Origin of the sequence: Domibacillus antri (assembly GCF_001936625.1) — a bacterium.
GTDB classification, from domain to species: Bacteria; Bacillota; Bacilli; order Bacillales; family Domibacillaceae; genus Domibacillus; species Domibacillus antri.
Map to the genome: position 1 here is coordinate 33989 of NZ_MSDU01000020.1, position 23560 is coordinate 57548.

The 23560-nt window shown below is 44.3% G+C and carries 22 protein-coding genes and 1 riboswitch; of the genes, 8 read left to right on the plus strand and 14 right to left on the minus strand.

The features are described 5' to 3' along the window. The 3 genes from BTO30_RS09945 to BTO30_RS09955 form a co-directional block, all read right to left on the minus strand. Positions 1-870 (minus strand): NAD(P)-dependent oxidoreductase, encoded by an 870-nt coding sequence (locus BTO30_RS09945; RefSeq protein WP_075398574.1) that lies wholly within the window; start codon positions 868-870, stop codon positions 1-3. A 174-nt stretch (positions 871-1044) separates the two neighbouring features. Further along, a complete protein-coding gene (ptsP, locus tag BTO30_RS09950; protein WP_075398575.1) occupies positions 1045-2763 on the minus strand; it encodes a phosphoenolpyruvate--protein phosphotransferase in 1719 nt (572 codons plus the stop codon). Then, entirely contained in the window at positions 2763-3029 is a 267-nt protein-coding gene (locus BTO30_RS09955) for a phosphocarrier protein HPr (protein ID WP_075398576.1), read from the minus strand. Before BTO30_RS09955 ends, ptsP begins: the two co-directional genes overlap by 1 nt. Before the next feature lie 146 nt (positions 3030-3175). On the opposite strand from BTO30_RS09955, the gene BTO30_RS09960 reads away from it, so the two are divergent. After that, complete coding sequence (locus BTO30_RS09960) at positions 3176-3562, plus strand: PilZ domain-containing protein (protein WP_075398577.1); 387 nt, start codon at positions 3176-3178, stop codon at positions 3560-3562. On the opposite strand, the gene BTO30_RS09965 is transcribed toward BTO30_RS09960, so the two are convergent. Continuing rightward, positions 3550-4290 carry an SDR family oxidoreductase gene (locus BTO30_RS09965; protein ID WP_075398578.1) on the minus strand — a complete coding sequence of 247 codons (741 nt, stop codon included), beginning with the start codon at positions 4288-4290 and terminating at the stop codon, positions 3550-3552. The two genes, BTO30_RS09960 and BTO30_RS09965, sit on opposite strands and share 13 nt — an antisense overlap. 11 nt (positions 4291-4301) lie before the next feature. Continuing rightward, the gene (locus BTO30_RS09970; protein ID WP_075398579.1) at positions 4302-4496 is read right to left on the minus strand and encodes a hypothetical protein; all 195 of its coding nucleotides are present in this window, start codon (positions 4494-4496) and stop codon (positions 4302-4304) included. Between the two features lie 175 nt (positions 4497-4671). Between BTO30_RS09970 and BTO30_RS09975 the strand changes: the two genes are divergently transcribed. Next, positions 4672-4851: a YkvS family protein gene (locus BTO30_RS09975; RefSeq protein WP_075398580.1), complete on the plus strand. Its 180-nt coding sequence runs from the start codon at positions 4672-4674 to the stop codon at positions 4849-4851. 39 nt (positions 4852-4890) lie between these two features. Here the strand turns inward: BTO30_RS09975 and BTO30_RS09980 are convergent, their stop codons facing one another. The 3 genes from BTO30_RS09980 to BTO30_RS09990 all read right to left on the minus strand — a co-directional run bounded on the left by BTO30_RS09980 (position 4891) and on the right by BTO30_RS09990 (position 8273). After that, complete coding sequence (locus BTO30_RS09980; RefSeq protein ID WP_075398581.1) at positions 4891-7035, minus strand: ATP-dependent Clp protease ATP-binding subunit; 2145 nt, start codon at positions 7033-7035, stop codon at positions 4891-4893. A 121-nt stretch (positions 7036-7156) separates the two neighbouring features. Then, on the minus strand, positions 7157-7765 hold the full coding sequence (locus tag BTO30_RS09985; RefSeq protein ID WP_075398582.1) for a CPBP family intramembrane glutamic endopeptidase: 609 nt from the start codon (positions 7763-7765) through the stop codon (positions 7157-7159). Positions 7766-7835: 70 nt separating this feature from the next. Then, the gene (locus BTO30_RS09990) at positions 7836-8273 is read right to left on the minus strand and encodes a MarR family winged helix-turn-helix transcriptional regulator (RefSeq protein ID WP_075398583.1); all 438 of its coding nucleotides are present in this window, start codon (positions 8271-8273) and stop codon (positions 7836-7838) included. A 157-nt stretch (positions 8274-8430) separates the two neighbouring features. Between BTO30_RS09990 and BTO30_RS09995 the strand changes: the two genes are divergently transcribed. Next, complete coding sequence (locus tag BTO30_RS09995) at positions 8431-9942, plus strand: ATP-binding protein (protein WP_075398607.1); 1512 nt, start codon at positions 8431-8433, stop codon at positions 9940-9942. On the opposite strand, the gene BTO30_RS10000 is transcribed toward BTO30_RS09995, so the two are convergent. Further along, positions 9921-10388 carry a methylated-DNA--[protein]-cysteine S-methyltransferase gene (locus tag BTO30_RS10000; protein WP_083632365.1) on the minus strand — a complete coding sequence of 156 codons (468 nt, stop codon included), beginning with the start codon at positions 10386-10388 and terminating at the stop codon, positions 9921-9923. The two genes, BTO30_RS09995 and BTO30_RS10000, sit on opposite strands and share 22 nt — an antisense overlap. 66 nt (positions 10389-10454) lie before the next feature. On the opposite strand from BTO30_RS10000, the gene BTO30_RS10005 reads away from it, so the two are divergent. Both BTO30_RS10005 and BTO30_RS10010 read left to right on the plus strand, forming a co-directional pair. Continuing rightward, positions 10455-11447 carry an acyltransferase family protein gene (locus tag BTO30_RS10005; RefSeq protein WP_075398584.1) on the plus strand — a complete coding sequence of 331 codons (993 nt, stop codon included), beginning with the start codon at positions 10455-10457 and terminating at the stop codon, positions 11445-11447. A gap of 5 nt (positions 11448-11452) precedes the next feature. After that, complete coding sequence (locus BTO30_RS10010) at positions 11453-13213, plus strand: B12-binding domain-containing radical SAM protein (RefSeq protein WP_075398609.1); 1761 nt, start codon at positions 11453-11455, stop codon at positions 13211-13213. A 42-nt stretch (positions 13214-13255) separates the two neighbouring features. On the opposite strand, the gene BTO30_RS10015 is transcribed toward BTO30_RS10010, so the two are convergent. The 4 genes from BTO30_RS10015 to BTO30_RS10030 all read right to left on the minus strand — a co-directional run bounded on the left by BTO30_RS10015 (position 13256) and on the right by BTO30_RS10030 (position 20070). Next, positions 13256-14044, minus strand: coding sequence for a TerC family protein (locus tag BTO30_RS10015; protein ID WP_075398585.1), 789 nt, complete (start codon positions 14042-14044; stop codon positions 13256-13258). A gap of 40 nt (positions 14045-14084) precedes the next feature. Next, a riboswitch (yybP-ykoY riboswitch) is annotated at positions 14085-14257 on the minus strand. 41 nt (positions 14258-14298) lie between these two features. Beyond that, a complete protein-coding gene (locus BTO30_RS10020; RefSeq protein WP_075398586.1) occupies positions 14299-17370 on the minus strand; it encodes an efflux RND transporter permease subunit in 3072 nt (1023 codons plus the stop codon). A 105-nt stretch (positions 17371-17475) separates the two neighbouring features. Next, positions 17476-18450 carry an EAL domain-containing protein gene (locus tag BTO30_RS10025; protein WP_075398587.1) on the minus strand — a complete coding sequence of 325 codons (975 nt, stop codon included), beginning with the start codon at positions 18448-18450 and terminating at the stop codon, positions 17476-17478. Positions 18451-18498: 48 nt separating this feature from the next. Further along, a complete protein-coding gene (locus tag BTO30_RS10030) occupies positions 18499-20070 on the minus strand; it encodes a peptide chain release factor 3 (protein WP_075398588.1) in 1572 nt (523 codons plus the stop codon). Between the two features lie 171 nt (positions 20071-20241). On the opposite strand from BTO30_RS10030, the gene BTO30_RS10035 reads away from it, so the two are divergent. From BTO30_RS10035 to BTO30_RS10045, 3 genes are all read left to right on the plus strand, one after another. Beyond that, positions 20242-21459: a NupC/NupG family nucleoside CNT transporter gene (locus BTO30_RS10035; protein WP_075398589.1), complete on the plus strand. Its 1218-nt coding sequence runs from the start codon at positions 20242-20244 to the stop codon at positions 21457-21459. 71 nt (positions 21460-21530) lie between these two features. Then, positions 21531-21959 carry an OsmC family protein gene (locus BTO30_RS10040; protein WP_075398590.1) on the plus strand — a complete coding sequence of 143 codons (429 nt, stop codon included), beginning with the start codon at positions 21531-21533 and terminating at the stop codon, positions 21957-21959. Positions 21960-22113: 154 nt separating this feature from the next. Next, positions 22114-22365: a GlsB/YeaQ/YmgE family stress response membrane protein gene (locus BTO30_RS10045; RefSeq protein ID WP_075398591.1), complete on the plus strand. Its 252-nt coding sequence runs from the start codon at positions 22114-22116 to the stop codon at positions 22363-22365. A gap of 40 nt (positions 22366-22405) precedes the next feature. On the opposite strand, the gene metC is transcribed toward BTO30_RS10045, so the two are convergent. Next, positions 22406-23560 carry a cystathionine beta-lyase gene (gene metC / locus BTO30_RS10050; RefSeq protein WP_075398592.1) on the minus strand — a complete coding sequence of 385 codons (1155 nt, stop codon included), beginning with the start codon at positions 23558-23560 and terminating at the stop codon, positions 22406-22408.

Sequence of the window (23560 nt, forward strand, 5' to 3'; positions counted from 1 at the left end):
TTACTTCGTATACTGTTTGATCAATGCCTGCGTTCCGCTTTCCGCTTCCCCTGCCGCCGCCAGTTCTTCATACATTTCTTTTGCCAAAGATAATCCCGGCAATTTCAAGTCCATCCGATCAGCTTCCTCAAGCGCAATTTTCATATCTTTAATAAAATGCTTAATAAAAAAGCCCGGTTCAAAATCTCCTTTCATCATACGCGGTGCCAAATTAGTCAATGCATAACTGCCCGCGGCACCTAAAGAGATGCTTTTCAATACCGTTTCCAGATCAAGTCCGGCCTTTTTCGCATATGTAATCGCTTCGCAAACACCAATCATGGTGGAGGCAATGGCTATTTGATTCGACATTTTTGTATGCTGGCCTGCACCCGCGCTGCCTTGATATACTATATTTTCACCGAATGTGTCAAACAAAGGTTTCATCTTGTTAAAAACCATTTCGTCTCCGCCAACCATGATGGACAACTTCCCTGATTTTGCGAATACGTCGCCCCCGGAAACAGGAGCATCCAGTACATCAATTTCTATTTCTTTTCCTTTTACGTAAAGCTCTTTCGCAAGACTGGGCTTCGATGTTGTCATATCTATGAATATCTGGCCCGCGTGACCCCCTTCAAACAGGCCGTTTTCCCCTTTATACACTTGCTCAACATCTTTCGGCTCACCGATGATTGTAAAGACCACATCTGTTTTTGACGCTAAGTCCGCCGGCGTATCGCACCACGCTGCACCTTTTTCAAGCAAATCAGCCGCTTTCGATTTCGTACGCGTATAAACGTACAATGGATATCCCGCTTTTCGCAAATGTAAGGCCATGTGCTTCCCCATCACGCCTGTACCGATAAATCCAACCTTTTCTTTCCCCATTTAAACACCCCCAATTATGTATTCTTTTCCATTATCACATAGATCCGGATATTTCTGCACAAAAAAAGTCCGGGCAGCATCCGCCCGGACAAAAGTGAGAGAAATGGAGAATGAAAAACCGGTTACGCTAGTATTATTCCCCTTTCTTCTTTTTTTACACTAATTTTTGAAAAATTATTTTTGGCCGATTGACTGTACAAGTTCAACGACTTCTTCAGCTGTCGACATCGTCACTGCTTTAGCCGCAAGTGCTTCCATGTCTTCTTTCGACAAGTTTTTCAACTGCGCGCGCGCTTTTAAAATAGACGTCGCACTCATCGAGAACTCATCAAGACCTAAGCCAAGAAGAAGTGGAATCGCTGTTTCATCGCCGGCCATTTCGCCGCACATCCCCGCCCATTTACCTTCTTTGTGCGCTGCTTCAATCACCATTTTCACAAGGCGCAGAATGGATGGGTTATATGGCTGATACAAGTAAGATACGCGTTCATTCATACGGTCAGCCGCCATTGTATACTGAATCAGGTCATTTGTACCGATGGAGAAGAAATCCACTTCCTTCGCAAAAAGATCCGCGATAACGGCAGTTGATGGAATTTCCACCATGATACCGAGTTCAATTTTTTCCGCTACAGCAGTGCCTTCGGATTCAAGTTTTGCCCGCTCTTCAAGAAGAATTGCTTTTGCTTCCCGGAATTCGTTCACTGTTGCAATCATCGGGAACATAACTTTTAAGTTTCCGTATACACTTGCACGAAGCAATGCGCGAAGCTGTGTACGGAAAATATCCTGTTCTTCCAGGCAGAGACGAATTGCCCGGAAGCCGAGGAATGGATTCATTTCGTGCGGCAGATTCAAGTACGGAAGCTCTTTGTCGCCGCCAATATCAAGTGTACGCACAACAACCGGCTTGCCTTCCATTCCTTCAAGAACCGCTTTGTATGACTCAAACTGCTCTTCTTCTGTCGGCAGGTTGTCGCGGCCCATGTATAAAAATTCTGTGCGGTACAGGCCAACACCTTCCCCGCCGTTCGATTTAACGCCGGCAAGATCATCAGGTGTCCCAATGTTTGCTGCAAGCTCCACATGATGGCCGTCAGCTGTCACCGTTTGTTCGTTGACCAGCTTTGCCCACTCCGCTTTTTGTTTAGCAAAGGCTTCGCTGCGTTTTTTATATTCAGCAGCCACCTCTTCTGTCGGGTTAATGTGCACTTCGCCTTCCAAACCGTCAATGATAATTAAATCACCGTTTTGAATATCAGCTGTGGCATTTTTTGTTCCGACCACTGCCGGAATCTCCAGTGAACGGGCCATAATCGCTGAATGAGACGTACGTCCGCCAATATCTGTCGTGAACCCTTTTACAAATTCACGGTTTAATTGCGCTGTCATAGAAGGGGTTAAGTCTTCTGCCACAACCACAACTTCTTCCGCAATAAGGGCAGGAGCCGGTAGATCGACACCCAGAAGGGCGGCAAGTACACGTTTCGTTACATCTTTAATATCGGCCGCACGTTCTTTCATGTATTCATTGTCCATCGCTTCAAACATACCGATAAACATATTGGCTGTTTCCTGTAAAGCATATTCCGCATTCACAGAGTCCGACTTAATTTTATCCTCAATTGGCCCCGTCAATTCGGGATCGTTCAACACAAGCAAATGCGCTTCAAAAATAGCCGCTTTGTCATCTCCGAGGTCACGCCGTGCTTTCTCTTTAATGACTTCAAGCTCTGATTCCGATTTTTTCATTGCAGCGCGGAAACGCTCTACTTCAGCTGCTGTATCCAATTCAGTCCGTTTTTCGACTGTAAGATCCGGCTCCATTAAGCGGTATGCTTTCGCAAAGGCAATTCCGTCAGATGCGCCGATTCCTTTTAAAATTCCAGTCATCAGCCTGCCAGTCCTTCCGTTTTTAATAAAGAAGTAATGGCCTCAAGCGCAGCTGTTTCATCACTTCCGTCTGCAGAAATGGCGATTTCCGCACCTTTGCCGATTCCGAGGGACATAACACCCATAATGGATTTCATGTTCACTGTTTTCCCATTAAATTCTAAGTTAATATCACTTGAAAATTTGCTTGCTGTTTGTACAAGAAGTGTTGCAGGACGTGCATGAATACCTGTATCTGCTGTAACAGTAAATGTTTTTTTAGACATAAATAAGTCTCTCCTTCATCATTATTCTTCATAGAGAATAGCATTAATTTTATTTCCACTCAATTATCGAGCTTTCTCTCATTGCTCTTCCCGCGAACATCTTTTAAAATAGACAAAAATAGTCAAAAAATAAGGGGATTTTCATCATGTATTTTAAAAGACAGGAAGCATTTCGTTACGCCTTTGAGGAATCGATTCCAGCTGTTTGCAATGTGTATAAACAGGCAAACGGCTTTAAAGAAAAAGTACAGTCGTTTCAAGCGTATATTCTGGATCTAAGTCCAAATGGAATGAAAGCCGCTTCCAAAACAAATATTGAATTGCGGGATGATTACATTCTCATCTTTTCTTTTCAACTGTCAGGAACTCTTATCCATTTTACCGGTCAAATGATCCGAAAGCGCAATGCTGGCGCTTCCTTTGAATACGGCATTCAGAGCGACGGCAGTGATGCGTTAAAGGAACAAATTATTTCCGCATTAAAAACGTATACGAAAGAGCAGTTGAAAAAGCAGCGAAATCAAGGAAGATAAATCATTTTTCTTGTCATACCGCCATCAATGACGATATTTTCACCAGTTATAAACGTATTATCCGGATCAGCGAGGTATAAACACGCTTTCGCTACATCTTCCGGCTTTCCAACCCGGCCAGCTGGATGCTGACGATGATCTTCCGGACGCAGTGCGCTCCTATCCCCTGTTTCAATCCAGCCCGGGCTGATGCTGTTTACACGAATGCCTTTTTCACCAAGCGTCAGAGCAAGCGAATGTGTTAAAGAAAAAATAGCCCCTTTTGACGCCGCATACAGCTCTGTGTTCGGTTCGGACATACTTTGCCGTGTCGAGCACATATTGACGATGGCCGAACCTGATGGCATATACCTTGACGCTTCCCGGGAACAGAAAAAGACGCTTGCCGCATTAGTGGTCATTATTTCGTCCCAGTCCTTCTTTTTTATGTCCCAGATGGACCAAAAAAAAGAGATCCCCGCATTATTGATTAAAATATCAATTTGCCCGCGCTGCTCAACGATTTTCTGAAAGACGTTTTTTATGTCTTCTTCATTTCCAGCGTCAACACGGTAAAAAGCGGTTTTCCAGCCGGTACTGTTCCATTCCTCCACTGCAAGGCGGCCAGCTTCATCGTTCACATCCAAAATGACCGTATAGGCGCCTTCACGTGCAAATGCCGCGGCAGCCGCTTTCCCGATCCCATTCGCACCACCAGTAACAATGACCGTTTTTTCATTAAACAACAGCTTTCACTCCTTTAACTGCGGGGTGTTTCCATATATTCATAGTCAACATGTCCACCGTGACGGGCGATTCCCCGGAAATGCTTGAAATCCGGCTGTTTCATTAATTCATGACGGAAAATCAAAAAGTCTTCTTTTTGAATACGGATAAGATTGGACTCTTTATTTCTAAGTGCATTCATATACTCTTCGGCTTGTTCAAACGTCATGCATTCACCCCCCTCATAAAAATAGTCAAAAAATTGTAACAACGAAGTGTAAAATCCTTTACTATTTCCAAAAAATAAGGCAAACTCTACATAAATACCTTTTCGCCGTCTATCTTTATTATAAAAGAAAAGAAGGGAAAATGGTATCGTCAATTGTCGAAAAGGAGCGAAATAGATGACAAAAGCAGAAGTCGGCAACATTATCGAATTTAAAGACGGTCTTCGCGGGATTGTCGAAAAAGTGAATGAAAACTCTGTAATCGTTGATTTAACGATTATGGAAGATTTCACTGAGCTCGAACTGGAAGAAAAAACAGTCGTCAACCATAAAAATTATATCATCGTGCACGCATGAAAAAAAGAGCGGATTCTCGAATCCGCTCTTTTCTATATATTATGCTGAAACAATGAGAATGCTGTCTTCCTGAAGTACCGCTTTTAAATCAGTTGTTTCCGGATGATCCAGAATAAAGTCGGCAATGCTGTCTTCAATTTGCTCCTGAATAACACGGCGCAGCGGTCTTGCTCCGAATTGAGGATTATAACCGAGTTCTGCCAGTTTCTCTTTTACTTCACTGGACACATCAATCGTTACATTTTGCTCCCGGAGCATCTCATTCAATTCATCGATCATTAACTCAACAATTTTCTTCAAATCATTTTTTTCGAGAGCATTAAATTCAATAATAGAGTCAAACCGGTTTAAAAATTCAGGTTTAAAGTAGTCTGAAAGGGATTCAAGAACCGATGCTGTCCCTCCTGAATGTTCCTTTTCAAAGCCGACCGTCACATTTTTTCTGCCAACGCCGGCATTACTTGTCATAATGATGACGGATTCTTTAAAGCTGACCGTCCGTCCTTGGCTGTCTGTCAGTCTTCCATCTTCCATAATTTGCAGGAACATATGCTGGACATCCGGATGCGCTTTTTCGATTTCATCGAGCAAAATAATGCTGTAAGGATTGCGGCGCACTTTCTCTGTCAGCTGTCCCGCCTCTTCAAATCCGACATAACCCGGCGGTGAACCGATTAACTTCGACACACTGTGTTTTTCCATAAATTCACTCATATCCAAACGGATAAGTGAATCTTTAGAGCCAAACAACTCTTCCGCAAGTGTTTTTGTCAGTTCTGTTTTTCCGACCCCGGTTGGCCCAACAAACAAGAATGAACCAATTGGGCGGTTTTTCGCCTTCAATCCGGCACGGCTGCGTCGTACGGCTTTCGCCACTTTTTTCACGGCCGCGTACTGTCCAATGACTTTCCCCGCCAGATTCTCTTCCAGGTTTTTCATCTTTTCTTGCTCACCCTGCTGTAATTTCCCGACTGGAATTCCCGTTTTATTTTCGATTAGTGTTTGAATATCCTCAACTGTTACAATAAGGGATTCTGCCGGCTGTCCGCCATTTGCCAGCTTCTTTTCAAGCATTGCTTCTTCATCGCGGAGTGCCGCAGCTTCTTCATATGCTTCCCGCTTAAGAGCCTCATCCTTTTTCTTCGCAATGGAGGCAAGCTGCTCTTGAATCATCTCTGTATCTGCTTCATCAATCGTCAAATTCAATTTTGAACCTGCTTCATCCAGAAGATCAATGGCTTTGTCAGGCAAAAAACGGTCTTGAATGTAGCGATGGGAAAGAGCTGCACATGCTTGAATGGCCTCTTCTGTATAAGAAACACGATGAAAATCTTCATAATGTTTTTGAAGCCCTTTTAAAATACGAACCGTTTCTTCTACATTTGGTTCTGCCACCTGCACCGGCTGAAAACGACGTTCAAGTGCCGCATCCTTTTCAATTTGACGGTATTCCTTCAGCGTTGTTGCTCCGATTAACTGCAGTTCGCCTCTTGCAAGCGCGGGTTTTAAAATATTCCCTGCATCCATGGAGCCTTCTGCTGAACCTGCGCCGACAAGCTGGTGAATTTCATCAATAAATAACAGTACATTTTTTTTCTTCTGCAGTTCTGCGATCAATTGCTTCATCCGTTCTTCAAATTGACCGCGTATGCCTGTCCCGGATACAAGCGACGCAACGTCGAGCAGATACACTTCTTTAGATTTTAATTTTGCCGGCACACGGCCTTCTGCTATATAGAGCGCCAGCCCTTCCGCAATCGCCGTCTTCCCGACACCCGGTTCACCGATTAACACCGGATTATTTTTATTTCTTCTATTTAAAATTTCAATCACGCGGGCCACTTCTTGATCACGGCCAATAACCGGATCAATTAAACCGGCGCGCGCCATTCCTGAAAGATTGCGTCCAAACTCATCAAGCAGTCCGCCTCCGCCTCCTTGATTTCCGGATGTTTTTTGAGGCCGGCTCATGCCATTGTCTTGGCCTTGCTGCGGCATGTTCAGCCCTTTCATAAACTCATCAAAAGGAAATCCGAACGATTGAAAATGCATGTCCATTCCTCCAATAGCTTGTTTTTCTTTTTGATAACAGTTATGACATAAAAAATATTGGTTTGTTTGTCCATTGACACGGACACTCATTTGCACATTTGCTTCATGCTGCTTGCATTTTTGACACTTCATCCCTGTCATCCCCTTTTATCGTTTTTGACTTTGACTATCTTTGACTATTAACAGTATACTTTGACCTTTTTTGACTTTCAAGCTTTTTGCTCAAAAAAAGAAGCGTCTATTGATAGACACTTCATCCAAGCGGTAAAAAGATAATAAGCAGCAAGTCAAAAATAAGATGAGAAATGATCAGCATCGGGATGCTTTTTTTCCATACATACAGCACTCCCCAAAAGAGGCCCGCACAAAAAGCGGCCATCATCCAAATCCATTGGCCGGAATAAACAAATACAGAGGCATATAACGCGGCTGCGATCAAAACAGCCAACCACTCATTCATATATTGACCTAAACGTTTTTGTATAAAACCGCGCCAGAATAATTCTTCTCCCGGGATCAAAACGAGGACAAGAACGATATAATGCCAGATAAATTCCGGACTGAACAGCGCATAAATGGCCGAAACATGGGTTGTTACAGAAAGCGGCATCAAACTCAGCAGCCAAAAAGCGGCTGCAAATAACGCATAAAGAATCAAGCCAGATGTAATGCCGTACACCATAAAGCTGTTCGTTTTTTGTTGATCATCAATTGGTTCACTAATAATGGATATGCTAATAAAAAATAAATTGGCGGCTGTGTAAATATACCAGAAAATGTCCTGGTCAGAAAATGTCACAAATAATAGGACGTGTGCAGCCGCAATGCCGACTATGAACCGCCAGTCTTTCATGAATGTCATTCGTAATAAAGCCCCTTTCATTCCTGCCGCCGTCATTTTACCATACCGGAGCGTGATGAGCAAAAAGGCTTTAAGATAAATCTTTCACGGATAACCCGAGTTTTCGTAAAATATTGGTTGCCTCATCAATCTCTTCTTCAGATAAGACACGGATCAAATCATGAATATTTTGTTCGTGCTCCGGAAAAACACGTTCAATCAATTCAATGCCATCCGGTGTAATCTCCGCATGCGTAATACGCCGGTCTTCCGGACAGGCCACCCGCTTGAGCAGCTGTTTCTTTTCTAATTTATCCACGACATATGTAATGCTTCCGCTGGCAAGCAATATTTTCCCGCCGATTTGCTGCAGCGGCTGCGGACCTTTATGATAAAGCAGCTCCAATACTGCAAACTCGGTCGGATTGAGACCTGTTTTTTGAATGTAGCCATTCACCCGCTCGTTTACCACTTTATAGGCTCGCGAAAGCACGATAAATAATTTTAATGATTTCTTGCTGTCTTCCATTTAGAATCCCCTGCCTGTCTAATCATATCTTACCTTTATACGTTACACATTTTTCACATAATTTAAAAGGGTTTGATGGTTAATTTCATCTTTTCAAGAGAAATGAGCGAAATTCTGCTATACTATTTTCATGAAAAAAATTAAAGGTAAACTAACTATGAAACGTAATGAACGGCTGATTTATATAGGAATTGTGATCATTCCGGCTCTTATTTTCACCTTTATCTTTTACCAGCTGCTAACGGAACAGGCAGCGAATGAACGCAAAGATCATCTTGAGTGGACAGCAAATATACACCGCACTCAGATGGATCAATTTATCAGCGAAACGAAAGTAAGTCTCGACATTTTGGAAGTAAGTGTTGAAGAAGAACCGGATAACCTGATCAAGCTGAATAAACTGCTGGAAAAAACAGCGGAAAAAGATCCGCGTTACGGCGGTATTTATCTTCTTGATGCCCAGGCAAATGTGATCAGCGGCACGAATGACTTATTGAAACAGTACAATTTGCGCGATAAACCTTATATAAAAGAAGCGCTGGTGACGAAAGCAACGGCTGTAGCAAATGAAGCGGAAACTCTAGCCAACAATCAGCCTGTCGTCGCCATCGCTACACCGGTCATTTCGGACGATCAAGTGTTATCGATTCTCGTCGCCCATATCCGTCTGGACTATATGACAAATATTATGGCCCTTTTAACACCGGATGAATCCATTTCGTTTGAAAATGTGAGCGGCATTCCGATTTTCACCGTTAATCACCAGCGTTTCGATGAAAAAAATGAACATCACCTGTCTGTCCGCACACCGCTTATGCAAGTATCTTGGTTTGTGTCTGTTCATGAACAGGATACGCTGATCCGCACATCCGCACCTTTTATACTATTGTTCACCGTCATTGCATTTATTATTTTGCATGTCGTCTTTTTACTTGTAAAGTATGCGATGCTAAAACGGCAGACACGGCTTGACTATATGCAGCAGGAAGCACAAAAACTTGAATTGATCGGGACACTTGCGGCCAGCACCGCCCATGAAATACGCAATCCGCTGACAGGGATTAAAGGTCTCGTACAGCTGCTTGCAGAGAAATACGACGATGAAACGGACCGTCTCTATTTTTCTGTCATTGACAAGGAAATTGCCCGCATCAATCAAATTGTCAGCGAGTTCCTTATTTTAGGGAAACCTACTGCCCAAAAACCGGTTATTGTGGATATTCGTGATATTATTTTTGATGTCAATCCTCTTATATACTCGGAGGCCAATCTACATTCGGTTGAATACAGAATGGCCCTGCCGGAAACGGAATTGCCGGTTGAGGTAAACGCAGATCAAATGAAACAAGTTATTTTAAACTTAGCTAAAAATGCATTTGAAGCGATGCCCGGCGGAGGGCAGCTGACATTGACAGTCATTCAGGATGCGCAGCGCTGCCTGTTAACGGTATCCGATACCGGCCGTGGCATTAGACCGGAAGAAAAGGAGCAGTTATTTAAACCCTTCTACACATCAAAAGAGCACGGCACCGGTCTCGGCCTCGTCGTCTGCCGCCGCATTGTCGAATCATTTGGCGGCACGATCTGGATCGACAGTGATTTCGGCTCCGGTACACGCGTTCATATATCATTTCCGATTAAGTGGTCTTACAGTACGCCTTCAAGTTGAAGAAGGCGTACTTTTTTATCGATTTCTTGTCCGGCATAGCCGGTCATTGATTTATTTTTGCCGATCACCCTATGGCACGGAATAAGGATTGGCATCGGGTTTCGTTTATTGGCTTGGCCGACTGCCCTTACCGCTTTCGGACTGCCGCATACGATCGCAATATCCTGGTAGCTTCTCGTCTCGCCAAAAGGAATGGAAGCTAAGGCCTGCCACACCGCTTCTTGAAAAGATGTCCCTTTCAAATCGAGAGGCAAATCAAATGACTGACGTTCGCGTTTGAAATATTGCAAAAGCTGTTCTGCTGCCTGTTTCAACAGTGCATCCTGTGCATCATGTTCAAATTCCGCTGATTCGGCCACGTGACAAAATTCGATTGAACAAATGCCCTTTTCATTCCGGATAATCGACAGCGGGCCAATCAGGCTGTCTATTTTCATAAATTTCATCGTGATCCCTCTCTCTGTCGTGTATAATGATGTCATATGTTTATCCTACCATACAGGTGATTTCTTATGAAAAAACGTGATTACTATTTTGATAATGTCCGGTTTATACTCATTTTCTTTGTCGTATTCGGTCATTTACTGCGTCCATATGTGACGGAAAATCCGCTTATTTACGCCCTGTACATGACCATTTATTTGTTTCATATGCCGGCGTTTATCCTTATATCCGGGTTCTTTGCGAAAGGCATTATGCGGCCCGGCTATTTGAAGAAAGTGGCCGGCAAGCTCCTGATGCCGCTTGTTCTTTTCCAGATCATCTATTCCATTTTTTATTACTGGATTGGACATGAAGAAGCACTGTCGGTCAGCCTGCTGATTCCAGAATGGTCACTCTGGTTTCTGCTCAGCTTATTTTTTTGGCATGTGCTGCTGCTCGTCACTGTGAAATGGCTGAAACCGGCTGCTGCTATTTTCATTGCGCTCATTGCAGGATTGTCAATCGGCATGGTAAATGAACCGCTGAATATCCTTAGTATCGGTCGTACATTTGTCTTTTTCCCATTCTTTTTAATCGGCTACTACGCAAAAAAGGACTGGTTCGCTCCGCTTTTCACTGTACGTGCGCGTGCAGGGCTTTCTATTGCCGCCCTCAGCCTGTTTCTGACTTTTTATAAAAACACGGGCTTTCCAATTGAATGGCTGTTCGGATCGCAATCATACGCTGCTCTGGAAGCAGACCCATTGCCCGGCATTGGATGGCGTTCACTCGTTTACCTGTTAAATATCATCATGATCGCGTTTATTTTATCCATGGTGACACAAAAACGATTTTTCTTCACAGCATGGGGGCAAAATACACTTTATGTATACTTGCTGCATGGCTTTTTTGTCCAATCATCGAGACGGGTGGACACGCTCGAGCTGCCGCCGTCACTGTTCGTGTTATTTTTCACTGCAGCAGGACTGACATTGCTGCTCTCATCACCGCTGACCGCCTCTTTGTTCCGTCCATTTCTTGAACAAAAGCGGCCCGGCTTTCTAATGAAAAAAGGAGAATGAAAATCTTGAATATTACTGTTTGTACATTAAATGCTAAATATATTCATACAAACCTGGCCATCCGGTATTTAAAAGCTTATTGTGAAGATGCCTACAATATTAATATTGCGGAATATATAATTAAAGATCCCGCGATGAATATCGTCACGGACTTGTACAGTAAAAAACCGGATGTCATTGGCTTCAGCTGTTATATTTGGAACATTGAAGAAACCATTCGTGTCGCGGACATGATCAAAAAAGTACTTCCCGACTGTACCATTGTATTTGGCGGTCCGGAAGTCACGTACGATGTTCCTTACTGGCTTGACCGATTAGATAATGTAGACTTTATCGTCATCGGAGAAGGGGAAGAAACATTCCGCACCCTCCTTGATGAATTGTCGGGCAGCCGGGATTTTTCAAAAGTGGCCGGGATCGGCTATAAACAGGATGGAAAGCACCATATTCACCCACAGACCAATAAAATTGATTTAAGACAGCTCCCGTCTCCATTTCATTTCGAAGAGGACCTTCCGTTTCTTTCAAAACGGATTACCTATATTGAAACGAGCCGAGGCTGTCCGTTCCGCTGCCAATTTTGTCTTTCCTCCATCGAAACCGGCGTCCGTTATTTTGACCGGGAAAAAGTAAAAGATGACATTCGCTTTTTGATGAAAAACGGGGCGAAAATAATTAAATTTGTGGACCGTACCTTTAACATCAGCCGCAGCTACGCAATGGAAATGTTTCAATTTCTTATTGATGAACATGTACCAGGCACCGTCTTTCAATTTGAAATTACCGGTGATATTATGCGCCCGGAGGTCATCGACTTTTTAAATGAAAACGCGCCGGCCGGGCTGTTTCGTTTTGAAATCGGCGTCCAGTCCACAAATGATGATGTTAATGAACTGGTCATGCGAAAACAAAATTGGGAAAAGCTCGTCCGAACCGTCACGATGGTGAAAAACGGAGGGAAAATTGATCAGCATCTCGATTTAATCGCCGGATTGCCGGAAGAAAACTACGATTCATTCCGCAATACGTTTAACGATGTTTTTGCGCTTCGTCCTGAAGAATTGCAGCTTGGTTTCTTGAAACTGCTGCGCGGCACAGGTCTTCGTCTAAGCGCAGAGAAATACGGCTACGAATATATGGACCAGTCGCCATATGAAATGCTGTCAAACCGGGTCTTGCCATTTGATGACGTCATCCGCATTAAGCAGACGGAAGATGTGCTGGAGAAATATTGGAACGATCACCGGACGGACGAAACCATAGAATACATTGTGGAACATTTAGTCAGCACGCCGTTTGACTTTTTCCAGGACTTCGGCGCGTACTGGGAAGCGCAGGGCTGGGGACGGATCGGGCATCAGCTCGAAGATTTATTTAAACGCCTGGCCGCTTTTTTGAATGATACCTATCCCGGCCAATATTATTTTATTGAAAGTATTATGAAATTCGATTATTTAAACAGTCAGCGCTACCGTCCGCGTAAGCCGTGGTGGGACGATCGTCTCGACAAAACGGCACGGTCAGCTGTTTACCGGGCGCTGATTGAAAATCCGTCTATTGCCGGCGCCGATTTTGCCGCGCTCGGACTTCACGAAAAAGAATTATATAAGCACACCATGGTTGAACCGGTGAAAATGATGAAAGAAGATGGGAAATGGGCTGCTTCAGACGGTTATCTCATTGCCTGGTTTGACCCGGCCGGAAATGGTTCGTCATTATTTTTCTTAAAAGAAGAACTTGTACCATTGCTGCAAGAAAAAGCGTAACCAAAAAAAAGCTCCGAACTGTGACGTTCGGAGCTTTTCTTATTAAACACCCGGTTGATTTATTTCGTCCTGAGGTCCTTTCGCCCGGGCAACTAAGTAGCCACCCGCAGCAATGGCAACCAGCACACCCCAGAATACAATCTTCCACGGTTTCGATTCCGGGAAATGCTGATCAAGTATGGCAAGCGAAGGATGTGACAGTGTAAAGACAGCGAGTTTAACCCCTACCCATCCGACGATAAGGAAAGCGGCTGTTTCAAGTGTCGGGTATTTTTGCAGCAATCGGACAAACCATGTCGCCGCAAAACGCATAATGACGACGCCGACGAAGCCGCCTAAGAACATGACAAGGAACTGCCCTGAGTCGATTCCGCCAATGTGGCCCCATCCTGTTTCCGGAAGCGTGACTGCCAGTGCAACCGCTGCAAGCATAGAGTCGATCGCAAAGGCGATATCAGCAATCTCCACTTTCAAGACCGTCATCCAGAAAGAAGAGCCTTTTTTCGGTTCTTCAATCCCATGTCCTTCAATACTTTCCTCTTTTTCCTTCCATTTCTTATATAAGTGGCTAAAGCAGATAAAGAATAAGTAAAGGGCACCAATCGCCTGAACCTGCCAAACTTTAACGAGAAATGAAATGAGGAACAAGGCAAGCACACGGAAAACAAACGCTCCTAATAATCCATAAAATAATGCTTTTTTCTGCTGATCTTTCGGTAAATGTTTAACCATAACCGCCATTACAACCGCGTTATCAGCGGCTAAAATTCCCTCAAGAATAATAAGGACGCCAAGCACCCAGGCGTATTCGAGTAATAATGCCGTATCCATACTTTTTCTCTCCTTCCGGTAATAGTATACCTGTTTACGCAGACACTAAACGTACATGAAAAAACAAAAAAAGCGAGACCTTCGCCTAAAAATAGGCAAAGGTCTCGCTGAGCATGTCTCGTCTTCATGCCAACAAAGCCGATGGATAATGATCCATGAATTGACGACTTTGTTTTAGGTTTACACCTAACGCTACTCCCCTTCGACTGACGTCAAAAGAAAATTCAGTTTTTCTACCTTTTCATTATAACCGTTTATTTTTCCTCTGTAAACTGTTTTTTCCTCGTTTGTCGATCAAAGAAACTGAACACAACCGGAATGACAAAAAGTGTCAAAAATGTGCTCGAAAAAAGGCCGCCTATGACAACAACACTCATTGGCTGATTGATTTCGGTTCCATCACCTATACCGGAAGCAAGCGGTACCAGCCCTAAAATTGCGGTCAAAGCCGTCATTAAAATTGGACGCACACGATCTTTTACGGATTGGACAATGGCTTCCATCCCAACGTAGCCTGCACGTTTTCTCAGCAAAATAGAGTCAACCATGAGGATTGCATTCGTTACCACAATACCAATCAGAATCAATATGCCGATGATTGCCGGTATACTGAGCGGTAAATTTGACACAATGAGCGAAATCGTTACACCAATAATCGCGAGCGGCACTGTAAACATGATGACAAACGGATAGATGAATGACTCATATTGAGCTGCCATGACGATATAAACGAGCACGATCGCCAGTACCATGGCCAGAATCATATCTCCTTTTGAATTATCAAGGAGCTCCTGTTCTCCACTATAGGAAATTTCTGTTTCATCAGACAGATTAAGGCCAGCTATTTTATCATCCACTTCAGACGATATTTCGCCCAGATTCGAGTTTGCTGAAAAAGTGAGCCTAAACTGAACAGCATCCTGGCCACTGATTCTGCGAACTTTGACCGGTCCATCCTGTATGACAATATCAGCGAGTTCCTCAAGCGTCGTAAAGTTGCCCGCTGGTGTTTTAACACGCATAGCACGAAGTTGTTCAATATTTTTCACTACATCTTCATCATACTTTACATATACTGTTTTCACCTCTGATGTATTTCCATCAAGGATCTGCGTTGAAAAAACACCGCGAGTGGCATCGGTTACAATTTTCGCTACTTGAGCAGGTGCCATTCCCGCTTGCAAACTTGCATCTCGATTAACAGTCATTTGTATTTCTTTCACCGTTTCATCAAGATCAGTCGATACTTCGGTTACATTGTCAATTGTTGATATTGAATTCTCAATTTCTGCGACGGCTTCATTGAGTCGCTGGTTATCTGCGTCACGCACACTGAATGTGAGTGTCTGCGGCTCTGTTCCAGAAGCGGATTGAAGGTTGAATGTCACTTCCGCTGTTTCATTTACTTCGAGGGCCGCTTTTTCCGCTTTCGGCTTGACATCATCAACAAATTCAAAAATAGAGCGGTCACGTTCCTCCGTCATTTTCACATACATTTCTGCTTTATTTGCTTCTCCTATTCCACGAAACGAATCTTCCTGCGTAGAACCAATTAAACTGACATACACTTCTGTATCTTGTTCATCTGCAAACACATCTTCAACAGCCTGTACAACACGGTTTGTCTCTTCCAGGGAAGTCCCATTCTCCGTTTCAATTTCAATGCTGACAAACCCTTCATCCGTTGGCGGCAAAAATTGTGTGCCGACTTTCGTCAAACCAAATATTCCAACAACCAGTAAAAGAAACGCAGTCGACAACACGATAATCCGATGTCCGAGTGACCACCTAACCGCTTTTTCAAGAGTCAGTAAACTGCGTGAATTCTGACGTTTTGCCTCTACATCGGTTGGAACGGCTTTGAGCCAGTGGCTTGCCATCATTGGAATAACAGTCAAGGCAACAAAAAGTGATGCAAACATACTGAATGCAATAGTCAATGCGAACTCTTTAAATATTTGACCAAGAATACCGGAGATAAAGATGACAGGCAAAAAAACCACAACGGTCGTGATAGTCGATGCCGTAATCGCGAGACCAACTTCTTTTGTTCCGTCATAGGAGGCCCGTTTTGGTTGTTTTCCCATCGACAAATGCCGGTAAATATTTTCGATGACGACAATCGCATTATCAACCAGCATCCCGATTCCAAGCGCCAATGCTCCGAGCGTCATAATATTCAAGTCAAATCCAGCAAAAAACATAAGCACGAATGTCATGATAACGGAATATGGAATGGCTACACCGATAATCAGCGTACTTTTAATGTTTTTCAAAAAGAAGAAAAGAACCGCCATGGCAAGTGCGCCGCCGACAATAAGAGAATTCGCGATATTGCCGATTGCGAGGCGTATATAATCTCCCTGATCAAATAAAATGTCTGCTTTCACGCCTTCATATTGATTTTTCGATAATGCCTCATTCATTTTTTCTTGAAACTGCTCTGATACATTGGCTGTATTTGCATCAGATTCCTGTAAAATACTGAGCAGGACTGCCGGTTTTTCATCTGCGCGCGTTATGGTATTTTCATTAAGCGGCTTCATTTCAACAGATGCGACCTCACTAATTCTTACCTCATCTCCCGTAAGCGGATTGACCGTAATCGTCAAGTCACTAATGTCCTCAATTGAAGTGAGCTGGCTCAAAACGCGTGTCGTGAGCGTCTTTCCCTCTGATTCCACCGTACTGCCCGGCAAAGAAATATTGTTTGCTTGAATTAACTGGACAATATCTGACTGCGTCAGTCCGTACTCTTCCATTTTATCTTCTTGAAGCTCAACAACCACTTCAACAGCGGTAATACCCGTAACACTAATATTTGCTACACCTTCTACAGATGCCAATTCCTGCGTAAGCTGTTTTGACAGTTGCTCCACATTGACGTTTTCGCCTTCTGACTGCAGGGACAGCTGAATGATCGGAAACTGCGAAGGATCAAATTTAAAAAACTGCGGTTCGCCTGCTCCTTCCGGCATTGGCGTCTGGCCGATCCGCTGCAGCACATCATTTTGAACATCATCAATCCTTGTGCTCCATGAAAATTCAAGCAAAATAAAATTGGAGCCTTCCTGAGATGTAGACGTGATATTATCAATTCCCGGCAGCGTCGATAAATTGGCCTCCAGCGGCTTCGTTATTTTTTCCGACACTTCTTCCGGGCCCGCTCCTTCATATGTCGTCACAACAACAGCGATCGGCGGATTTAAATCCGGAATTAACTTTAATGGGATGCGCATCAACGACACAATTCCCAGTATGATCACTAAAAACATAACCACCGTCGTAAATACCGGCCGGTCAATGGAAAACTTACTTATCTTCAACTTCTTTCCCCCTCTGAGGTTTCCTTACTGCCGCTCTTTAACTATACAGAATGACTCATTCAAAAAACAAATAAGAACGCACCTGATCACAAAAAAACCTCTCTATTAAGAGAGGCTGAATCCTTCAGGTATAGCGGCTTCCGCTGCAGGCTTGCCGATTAAATACCCTTGCGCAAGCGGGATGCCGGATGCATGGCAATAATCAAGCTCTTCCTGCCGCTCGATGCCTTCAGCCAGCAGCGTAATCCCGAGTGAATCCGCAATGCGCAGTGCTTCGTTTAAAAAAGTTTGATTTTCTTGGTTTTGATCACAGTAAGATATGTAAGAGCGGTCAAGTTTCACATAATCCGGACGCAGACTGCTCAGCATATCGAGCGTTGAAAAGCCAGCCCCGACATCATCAAGCGCCACTTTCATTCCTTCCCGCTGATAGACGGCAAGCACCTTTTTCAAGTGGAGAACATCGATAATTTTTTCCGTTTCGACTACTTCAAACACCAGATTTGACGGATCGATATCGTATTTTTCCACCACTTGAAAAGTATGCCGGAGACAAAATTCAGGGTTATAAATCGTTGATGGCAAAAAGTTAATAAAACTTTTCACATTTCCGGCAATCTGATCTTTCCGTGCTCTAATAGCCGCTTCACGGGCCCGCTGGTCAAGCTTTGAGTGAAGGCCCGTTTTTGCCGCTGTACTAAATAAAACACCCGGGGAAATTTGTTTGTCATTTGCCGGTGTCCGCAGCAGTGATTCATATCCATAAATGCTGTCATCCCGCAAATCAACGATCGGCTGCAGATAACTGATCAACTCACCTGATTCAATTAACTCAACAGCTTCTTTCTGTTCAAATAAATAAACCATTTCTTCAAATGAAGCCGCCTTTTCAGGAAGGACAGCTCCTTTTTTGCCGATCCCCGCCATCTTTGCATCGGACGATTTTAACCATTTATCCGCTTCTTCCACATGCTCATAATCAAACATGGACCATGCCGCATCTCCATCTTTTTTCAAGAAAAGACGGCCCGGCTCATAAAAACGCAATGGAATCCCACAGTGCGCACATTCATATTTCACGTATTCAACACCCGCCTTTGTAAGCGTTCCATCACTTTAATAGTACGTTTAGCCCATTAAATTGTAAAGCCGGATGTTTTCGTGTTTATCCTGGAACCAGCGCAGCGCAAAGTCATTCTCAAATAAAAAGACAAGCTTGCCGGCACGATCGCGGACGAGTGTGCTTCTTGATGAGGACATGGAATCTTTAATATCCTCCTCATTTTCAATCCAGCGTGCTATTTTTGATCCGATCGGCTCCATCCGCACTTCTGAATTGTATTCACCCATCATCCGGTGCTCAAATACTTCAAACTGAAGCTGGCCGACCGCCCCGAGAATATATTCTTCCGTACGGACAGTTTTGTACAATTGAATCGCGCCTTCCTGAACGAGCTGCTCGATCCCTTTATGAAAACTTTTTTGCTTCATAACGTTTTTCGCGGAAACTTTGACAAATAACTCCGGTGTAAACTGCGGCAGTTTTTCATATTGAAAGACCGGTTTTCCGCCGGTGAGCGTATCGCCGATTTGATAGTTGCCTGTGTCATATAAGCCGATAATATCACCGCTCACCGCTTCATTGACCGTACTCCGGTCATCCGCGAGAAATTGCGTCGACTGCGACACTTTTGTCGTTTTTCCTGTCCGGGCAAGCGTTACCGCCATCCCCCGTTCAAATTTACCGGAACAAATTCGCAGGAACGCGATGCGGTCACGGTGAGCCGGATTCATATTGGCCTGAATTTTGAAAATAAAGCCGGAAAATTGTTCATTAAGCGGATCGATTTCACCGGCATCTGAGGTGCGCGGCTGCGGGGCCGGCGCAAATTGCAAATACGTTTCCAAAAATGTCTGCACACCGAAATTCGTTAATGCACTTCCAAAAAAGACAGGAGATAATTCACCGGAATCGATTTTTTTACGTGAAAAGTCATTGCCCGCTTCTTCAAGCAGCAGGATATCCTCCATTGCTTCCGTATATAAAGACGACTGTTTAATCGGGTGATCCACTGCAATATGACCCTCTTCATCCAGCGGTAAAAAACGGTCTCCTTCTTCTGTCCGGAACTGTTCCACCCGTTTATTGTATCGATCATAAATACCAAAAAATTCTTTCCCCATACCGATCGGCCAATTCATTGGATAGGATTGAATCCCAAGCACGTCTTCCAGTTCTTCAAGCAGCTCCAGCGGTGTTTTTCCCTGACGGTCAAGCTTGTTGATAAAAGTAAAAATCGGAATCCCTCGCATACGGCACACTTTAAATAGTTTCAGCGTCTGTGCTTCGATCCCTTTTGCCGCATCGACAATCATGACTGCACTATCCACCGCCATAAGCGTCCGGTATGTATCTTCACTGAAGTCCTGATGCCCCGGCGTATCTAGAATATTAACGTTAAAGCCGTTGTAAGCAAACTGCATAACGGAAGACGTGACGGAAATCCCACGCTGCTTTTCAATTTCCATCCAATCCGATGTTGCAAATTTCCCCGTTTTCTTTCCTTTTACCGTTCCCGCATCACGAATGGCGCCTCCGAATAAAAGCAATTTTTCAGTCATCGTCGTTTTCCCGGCATCCGGATGGGAAATGATCGCGAATGTTCGTCTTGATAATACCTCTTCTTTAAATGATGTCATTCTCTTTCTTCCTTTCTATTCCTACACGTTTAGATTCTGTCGATTCAGATAACATATATAGTAAGTGTTTTTTTAATTTTACGTCTATTTTCAAACAGTTGTGCAGCCGACGGACTTAATTATAAACTAGACAGATGCCTATGTGTAAATAAAATTGACGGGGTGATGAAGATGACTTATATATGGGGACTTATCGGCATTGCTGTCGTTCTCAGTATCGGATTTCTTTTTTCAACTGATAGAAAGCGTATTAATTGGCGGACAGTGCTGGGCGGACTTGCCTTTCAGCTCACTTTCGCCTTTATTGTGTTAAAGTGGGACTTTGGCCAAAAAATGCTGATAAAATTAACGGAAGTTGTCAATGCCATTATTGGATATGCCAATGAAGGAATTAATTTTTTATTCGGCGGATTGTACACAGAGGAAGCAAATATTACCTTTGTGTTCGCCTTAAATGTACTGCCGGTCGTCATTTTTTTCTCAGCGCTCATTTCGGTGCTGTATTATTTAAAAATTATGCAGTTTTTTATTAAAATCATCGGGGGCATGCTCTCAAAGCTGCTCGCCACGCGTAAAGCGGAATCCATGTCCGCGGCCGCAAACATTTTTGTCGGACAGACAGAAGCGCCACTCGTTATTAAGCCGTACCTTAATCGGATGACGGAATCAGAACTATTTGCTGTTATGACCGGCGGCCTGGCCTCAGTAGCCGGATCTGTTCTTGTCGGTTACTCCCTTCTTGGTGTACCGCTTGAATACTTGCTTGCCGCAAGCTTTATGGCGGCACCGGCCGGCCTTGTCATGGCGAAATTATTTGTTCCGGAAACGACAAACGAACCGGAGCCGGAAGAATTTAAAATGGAGTCGGATGCGGACGCGGCAAACGTGATTGATGCCGCCGCAAAAGGAGCAGCCGTCGGGTTGCAGCTGGCGCTCAATATCGGGGCAATGCTTTTGGCGTTTATTGCCATTGTCGCACTGTTAAACGGATTGCTGGGCTTTATAGGAAGCCTCTTTCAAATGGACAACTTATCGCTCGAACTCATTCTTGGCTTCCTGTTTGCACCGCTCGCATTTGCGATCGGCGTACCTTGGGAAGAAGCGATTCAGGCCGGAAACTACATTGGGCAGAAACTGGTGATCAATGAATTTGTGGCTTATTCCAGTTTCGCACCGGAAATACCTAATATTTCCGATAAAACGGTCGCTATTTTGAGTTTTGCCTTATGCGGATTTGCGAACATTTCATCACTGGCTATTTTGCTGGGCGGACTCGGTAATTTAGCACCAAATCGACGGAATGACATTGCCCGGCTCGGTTTAAAATCCGTTCTCGCCGGCGCTCTTGCTTCTCTTCTCAGCGCATCAATCGCTGGAATGTTCATTTAAGTTGTTTGACCGCTTCTGTTCAGGGGAATAATAGGAAAAGCAAAACTTAAACAATGAAGGAGCGATTGATCATGGAACCTGTCTATAGTGTCACCGTCAATGCGAAAGGCGGACGTGAAGGCAGCGTCTATACAGAAGAAGGACCGCTTCAGCTGGACCTTACAACACCGGCTATTTTAGGCGGCAAAGAACAGCTGCGCACTAATTATCTTGAATTGTTCGGGGCATCCATTGCAGCTTGTTATCAAAGTGCCGTACAGCAGGCAGCCGGAATTGATGACCACGCGGAAGAAGCATTTGCCGATGTTGCAGCCCAGGTCGATGTGATGAAGGATCCGGAGCGCGGCGGTCATAAACTTTACGTTCTTCTCCATGTAAAATTTTACGGGGGACGATTTAACGAATTGCTCGACCAGCGTGTAATTGACGAAGCGAGCGGCCTCTGCCCGCTCATTAAAGCGCTTGAAGGAGAATGCGAATTTTCCATCCGGAAATATTAGAAAAGCGGCCAGCCGGCCGCTTTCTTTGTTCGCTAAATTACCGAAATATTTCGAATAAATTTTTTATTGGCTTTTTTGGTTTTATATCGGCTGGATCGGGAATACATAAACCAACAAGGAATTACAAATTATGAATTTTAGGAGGAAAAACATCATGGGCTTTCTTATTTTCTTAATTGTCGGCGGGGTCATCGGCTGGCTGGCAGGACTTATTCTAGGTAAAGATATTCCAGGCGGTATTATCGGCAACATCATCGCAGGTATTATCGGTGCATGGATTGGCGGCGCGCTTCTTGGCGATATGGGTCCGGAAATCGGTGGTATGGCCATTATTCCAGCATTAATCGGTGCCGTTATTCTTGTTGCTATTGTCAGCTTTATCCTTAAAAAAATGCGACATGCATAACGTTAAAAAAACGTCATCCCGTGTTCGGGATGACGTTTTTTCATTGCGTTAATTGCTGAAAAGCCTGCTCAAAATCACGGATTAAATCATCCGGTGATTCAAGACCGACAGATAGGCGAAGTAATCCATCCGTAATCCCGCGTTTATTCCGCTCTTCTGCCGGCATTGCCGCGTGTGACATTTTCGGCGGGTACGATAAAATCGACTCAACAGCGCCAAGGCTGACAGCAAAAACTGGAATATAGACGTTTGCACTAAACTGCCGCACCGCGTCTTCACTTTCAAGCTCAAAGGATAATACAGCGCCGCCGCCTGATGCCTGACGGAAATGGATAGCCTGGCCAGGGTGTGATGCCAGCCCCGGATAGTACACGTTTTTTACTTTCGGGTGAGATGCTAAATAATGCGCGATTTCCGCTGCCCCTTTTTGAGACTGCTCCATGCGGACGGATAATGTTTTCAGCCCCCGCAGGACAAGCCAGCAATCCTGAACACCCAATACAGCGCCAAATGAGTTTTGAAGCGCATAAAGCCGGGCTGCCAGCTCTTCATCCTTCGCCACCGCAAGACCCGCTAACACGTCACTGTGGCCGGATAGAAACTTTGTTGCGCTATGCAGGACAAGATCGACACCGAGCTCGATTGGACGCTGTAAAAATGGCGTCAAAAATGTATTATCAAGGCATGTCAGGCAATCATTCGCTCTTGCCAGCTTCACAATGCCCTCGATGTCCGTCACTTTTAAAAGCGGGTTCGATGGTGTTTCCATATAAATCACTTTCGTATTAGGCTGAATCGCCTTTGCGACCGCATTCAGGTCCGTCATATCAACGAATGTATGCTCAATGCCAAAGCGTGTCAATACGGCTGTTACCATTCTGAACGTGCCGCCGTATACATCTTCTGTTACGACAACATGATCCCCTTTTGATAATAAAAGAAACGCGGTTGAAATCGCAGCCATTCCGGATGCAAAAGCAAATCCGCGGACGCCGCCTTCAAGCTCCGCGATGGCCGCTTCAAGCGTTTCCCGTGTCGGATTTCCTGAACGGCTGTAGTCGTACTGGCCGAAAGAGTCAAAATCAGACTGATGAAACGTTGACGCGTGCTGAATGGGTACACTGACCGCCCCTGTATTCGGGTCAAACTTATGTTCATTGTGGAGCAATTTTGTTTGAAATGTATAGCCGCTCAT

Coding starts and splice junctions, on each gene's coding strand:
- BTO30_RS09945 (WP_075398574.1), bottom strand. CDS start 870: ATGGGGAAAGAAAAGGTTGGATTTATCGGTACAGGCGTGATGGGGAAG.
- ptsP (WP_075398575.1), bottom strand. CDS start 2,763: ATGACTGGAATTTTAAAAGGAATCGGCGCATCTGACGGAATTGCCTTT.
- BTO30_RS09955 (WP_075398576.1), bottom strand. CDS start 3,029: ATGTCTAAAAAAACATTTACTGTTACAGCAGATACAGGTATTCATGCA.
- BTO30_RS09960 (WP_075398577.1), top strand. CDS start 3,176: ATGTATTTTAAAAGACAGGAAGCATTTCGTTACGCCTTTGAGGAATCG.
- BTO30_RS09970 (WP_075398579.1), bottom strand. CDS start 4,496: ATGACGTTTGAACAAGCCGAAGAGTATATGAATGCACTTAGAAATAAA.
- BTO30_RS09975 (WP_075398580.1), top strand. CDS start 4,672: ATGACAAAAGCAGAAGTCGGCAACATTATCGAATTTAAAGACGGTCTT.
- BTO30_RS09980 (WP_075398581.1), bottom strand. CDS start 7,035: ATGAAGTGTCAAAAATGCAAGCAGCATGAAGCAAATGTGCAAATGAGT.
- BTO30_RS09985 (WP_075398582.1), bottom strand. CDS start 7,765: ATGACATTCATGAAAGACTGGCGGTTCATAGTCGGCATTGCGGCTGCA.
- BTO30_RS09990 (WP_075398583.1), bottom strand. CDS start 8,273: ATGGAAGACAGCAAGAAATCATTAAAATTATTTATCGTGCTTTCGCGA.
- BTO30_RS09995 (WP_075398607.1), top strand. CDS start 8,431: ATGAAACGTAATGAACGGCTGATTTATATAGGAATTGTGATCATTCCG.
- BTO30_RS10000 (WP_083632365.1), bottom strand. CDS start 10,388: ATGAAATTTATGAAAATAGACAGCCTGATTGGCCCGCTGTCGATTATC.
- BTO30_RS10005 (WP_075398584.1), top strand. CDS start 10,455: ATGAAAAAACGTGATTACTATTTTGATAATGTCCGGTTTATACTCATT.
- BTO30_RS10015 (WP_075398585.1), bottom strand. CDS start 14,044: ATGGATACGGCATTATTACTCGAATACGCCTGGGTGCTTGGCGTCCTT.
- BTO30_RS10030 (WP_075398588.1), bottom strand. CDS start 20,070: ATGACATCATTTAAAGAAGAGGTATTATCAAGACGAACATTCGCGATC.
- BTO30_RS10035 (WP_075398589.1), top strand. CDS start 20,242: ATGACTTATATATGGGGACTTATCGGCATTGCTGTCGTTCTCAGTATC.
- BTO30_RS10040 (WP_075398590.1), top strand. CDS start 21,531: ATGGAACCTGTCTATAGTGTCACCGTCAATGCGAAAGGCGGACGTGAA.
- BTO30_RS10045 (WP_075398591.1), top strand. CDS start 22,114: ATGGGCTTTCTTATTTTCTTAATTGTCGGCGGGGTCATCGGCTGGCTG.
- metC (WP_075398592.1), bottom strand. CDS start 23,560: ATGAGCGGCTATACATTTCAAACAAAATTGCTCCACAATGAACATAAG.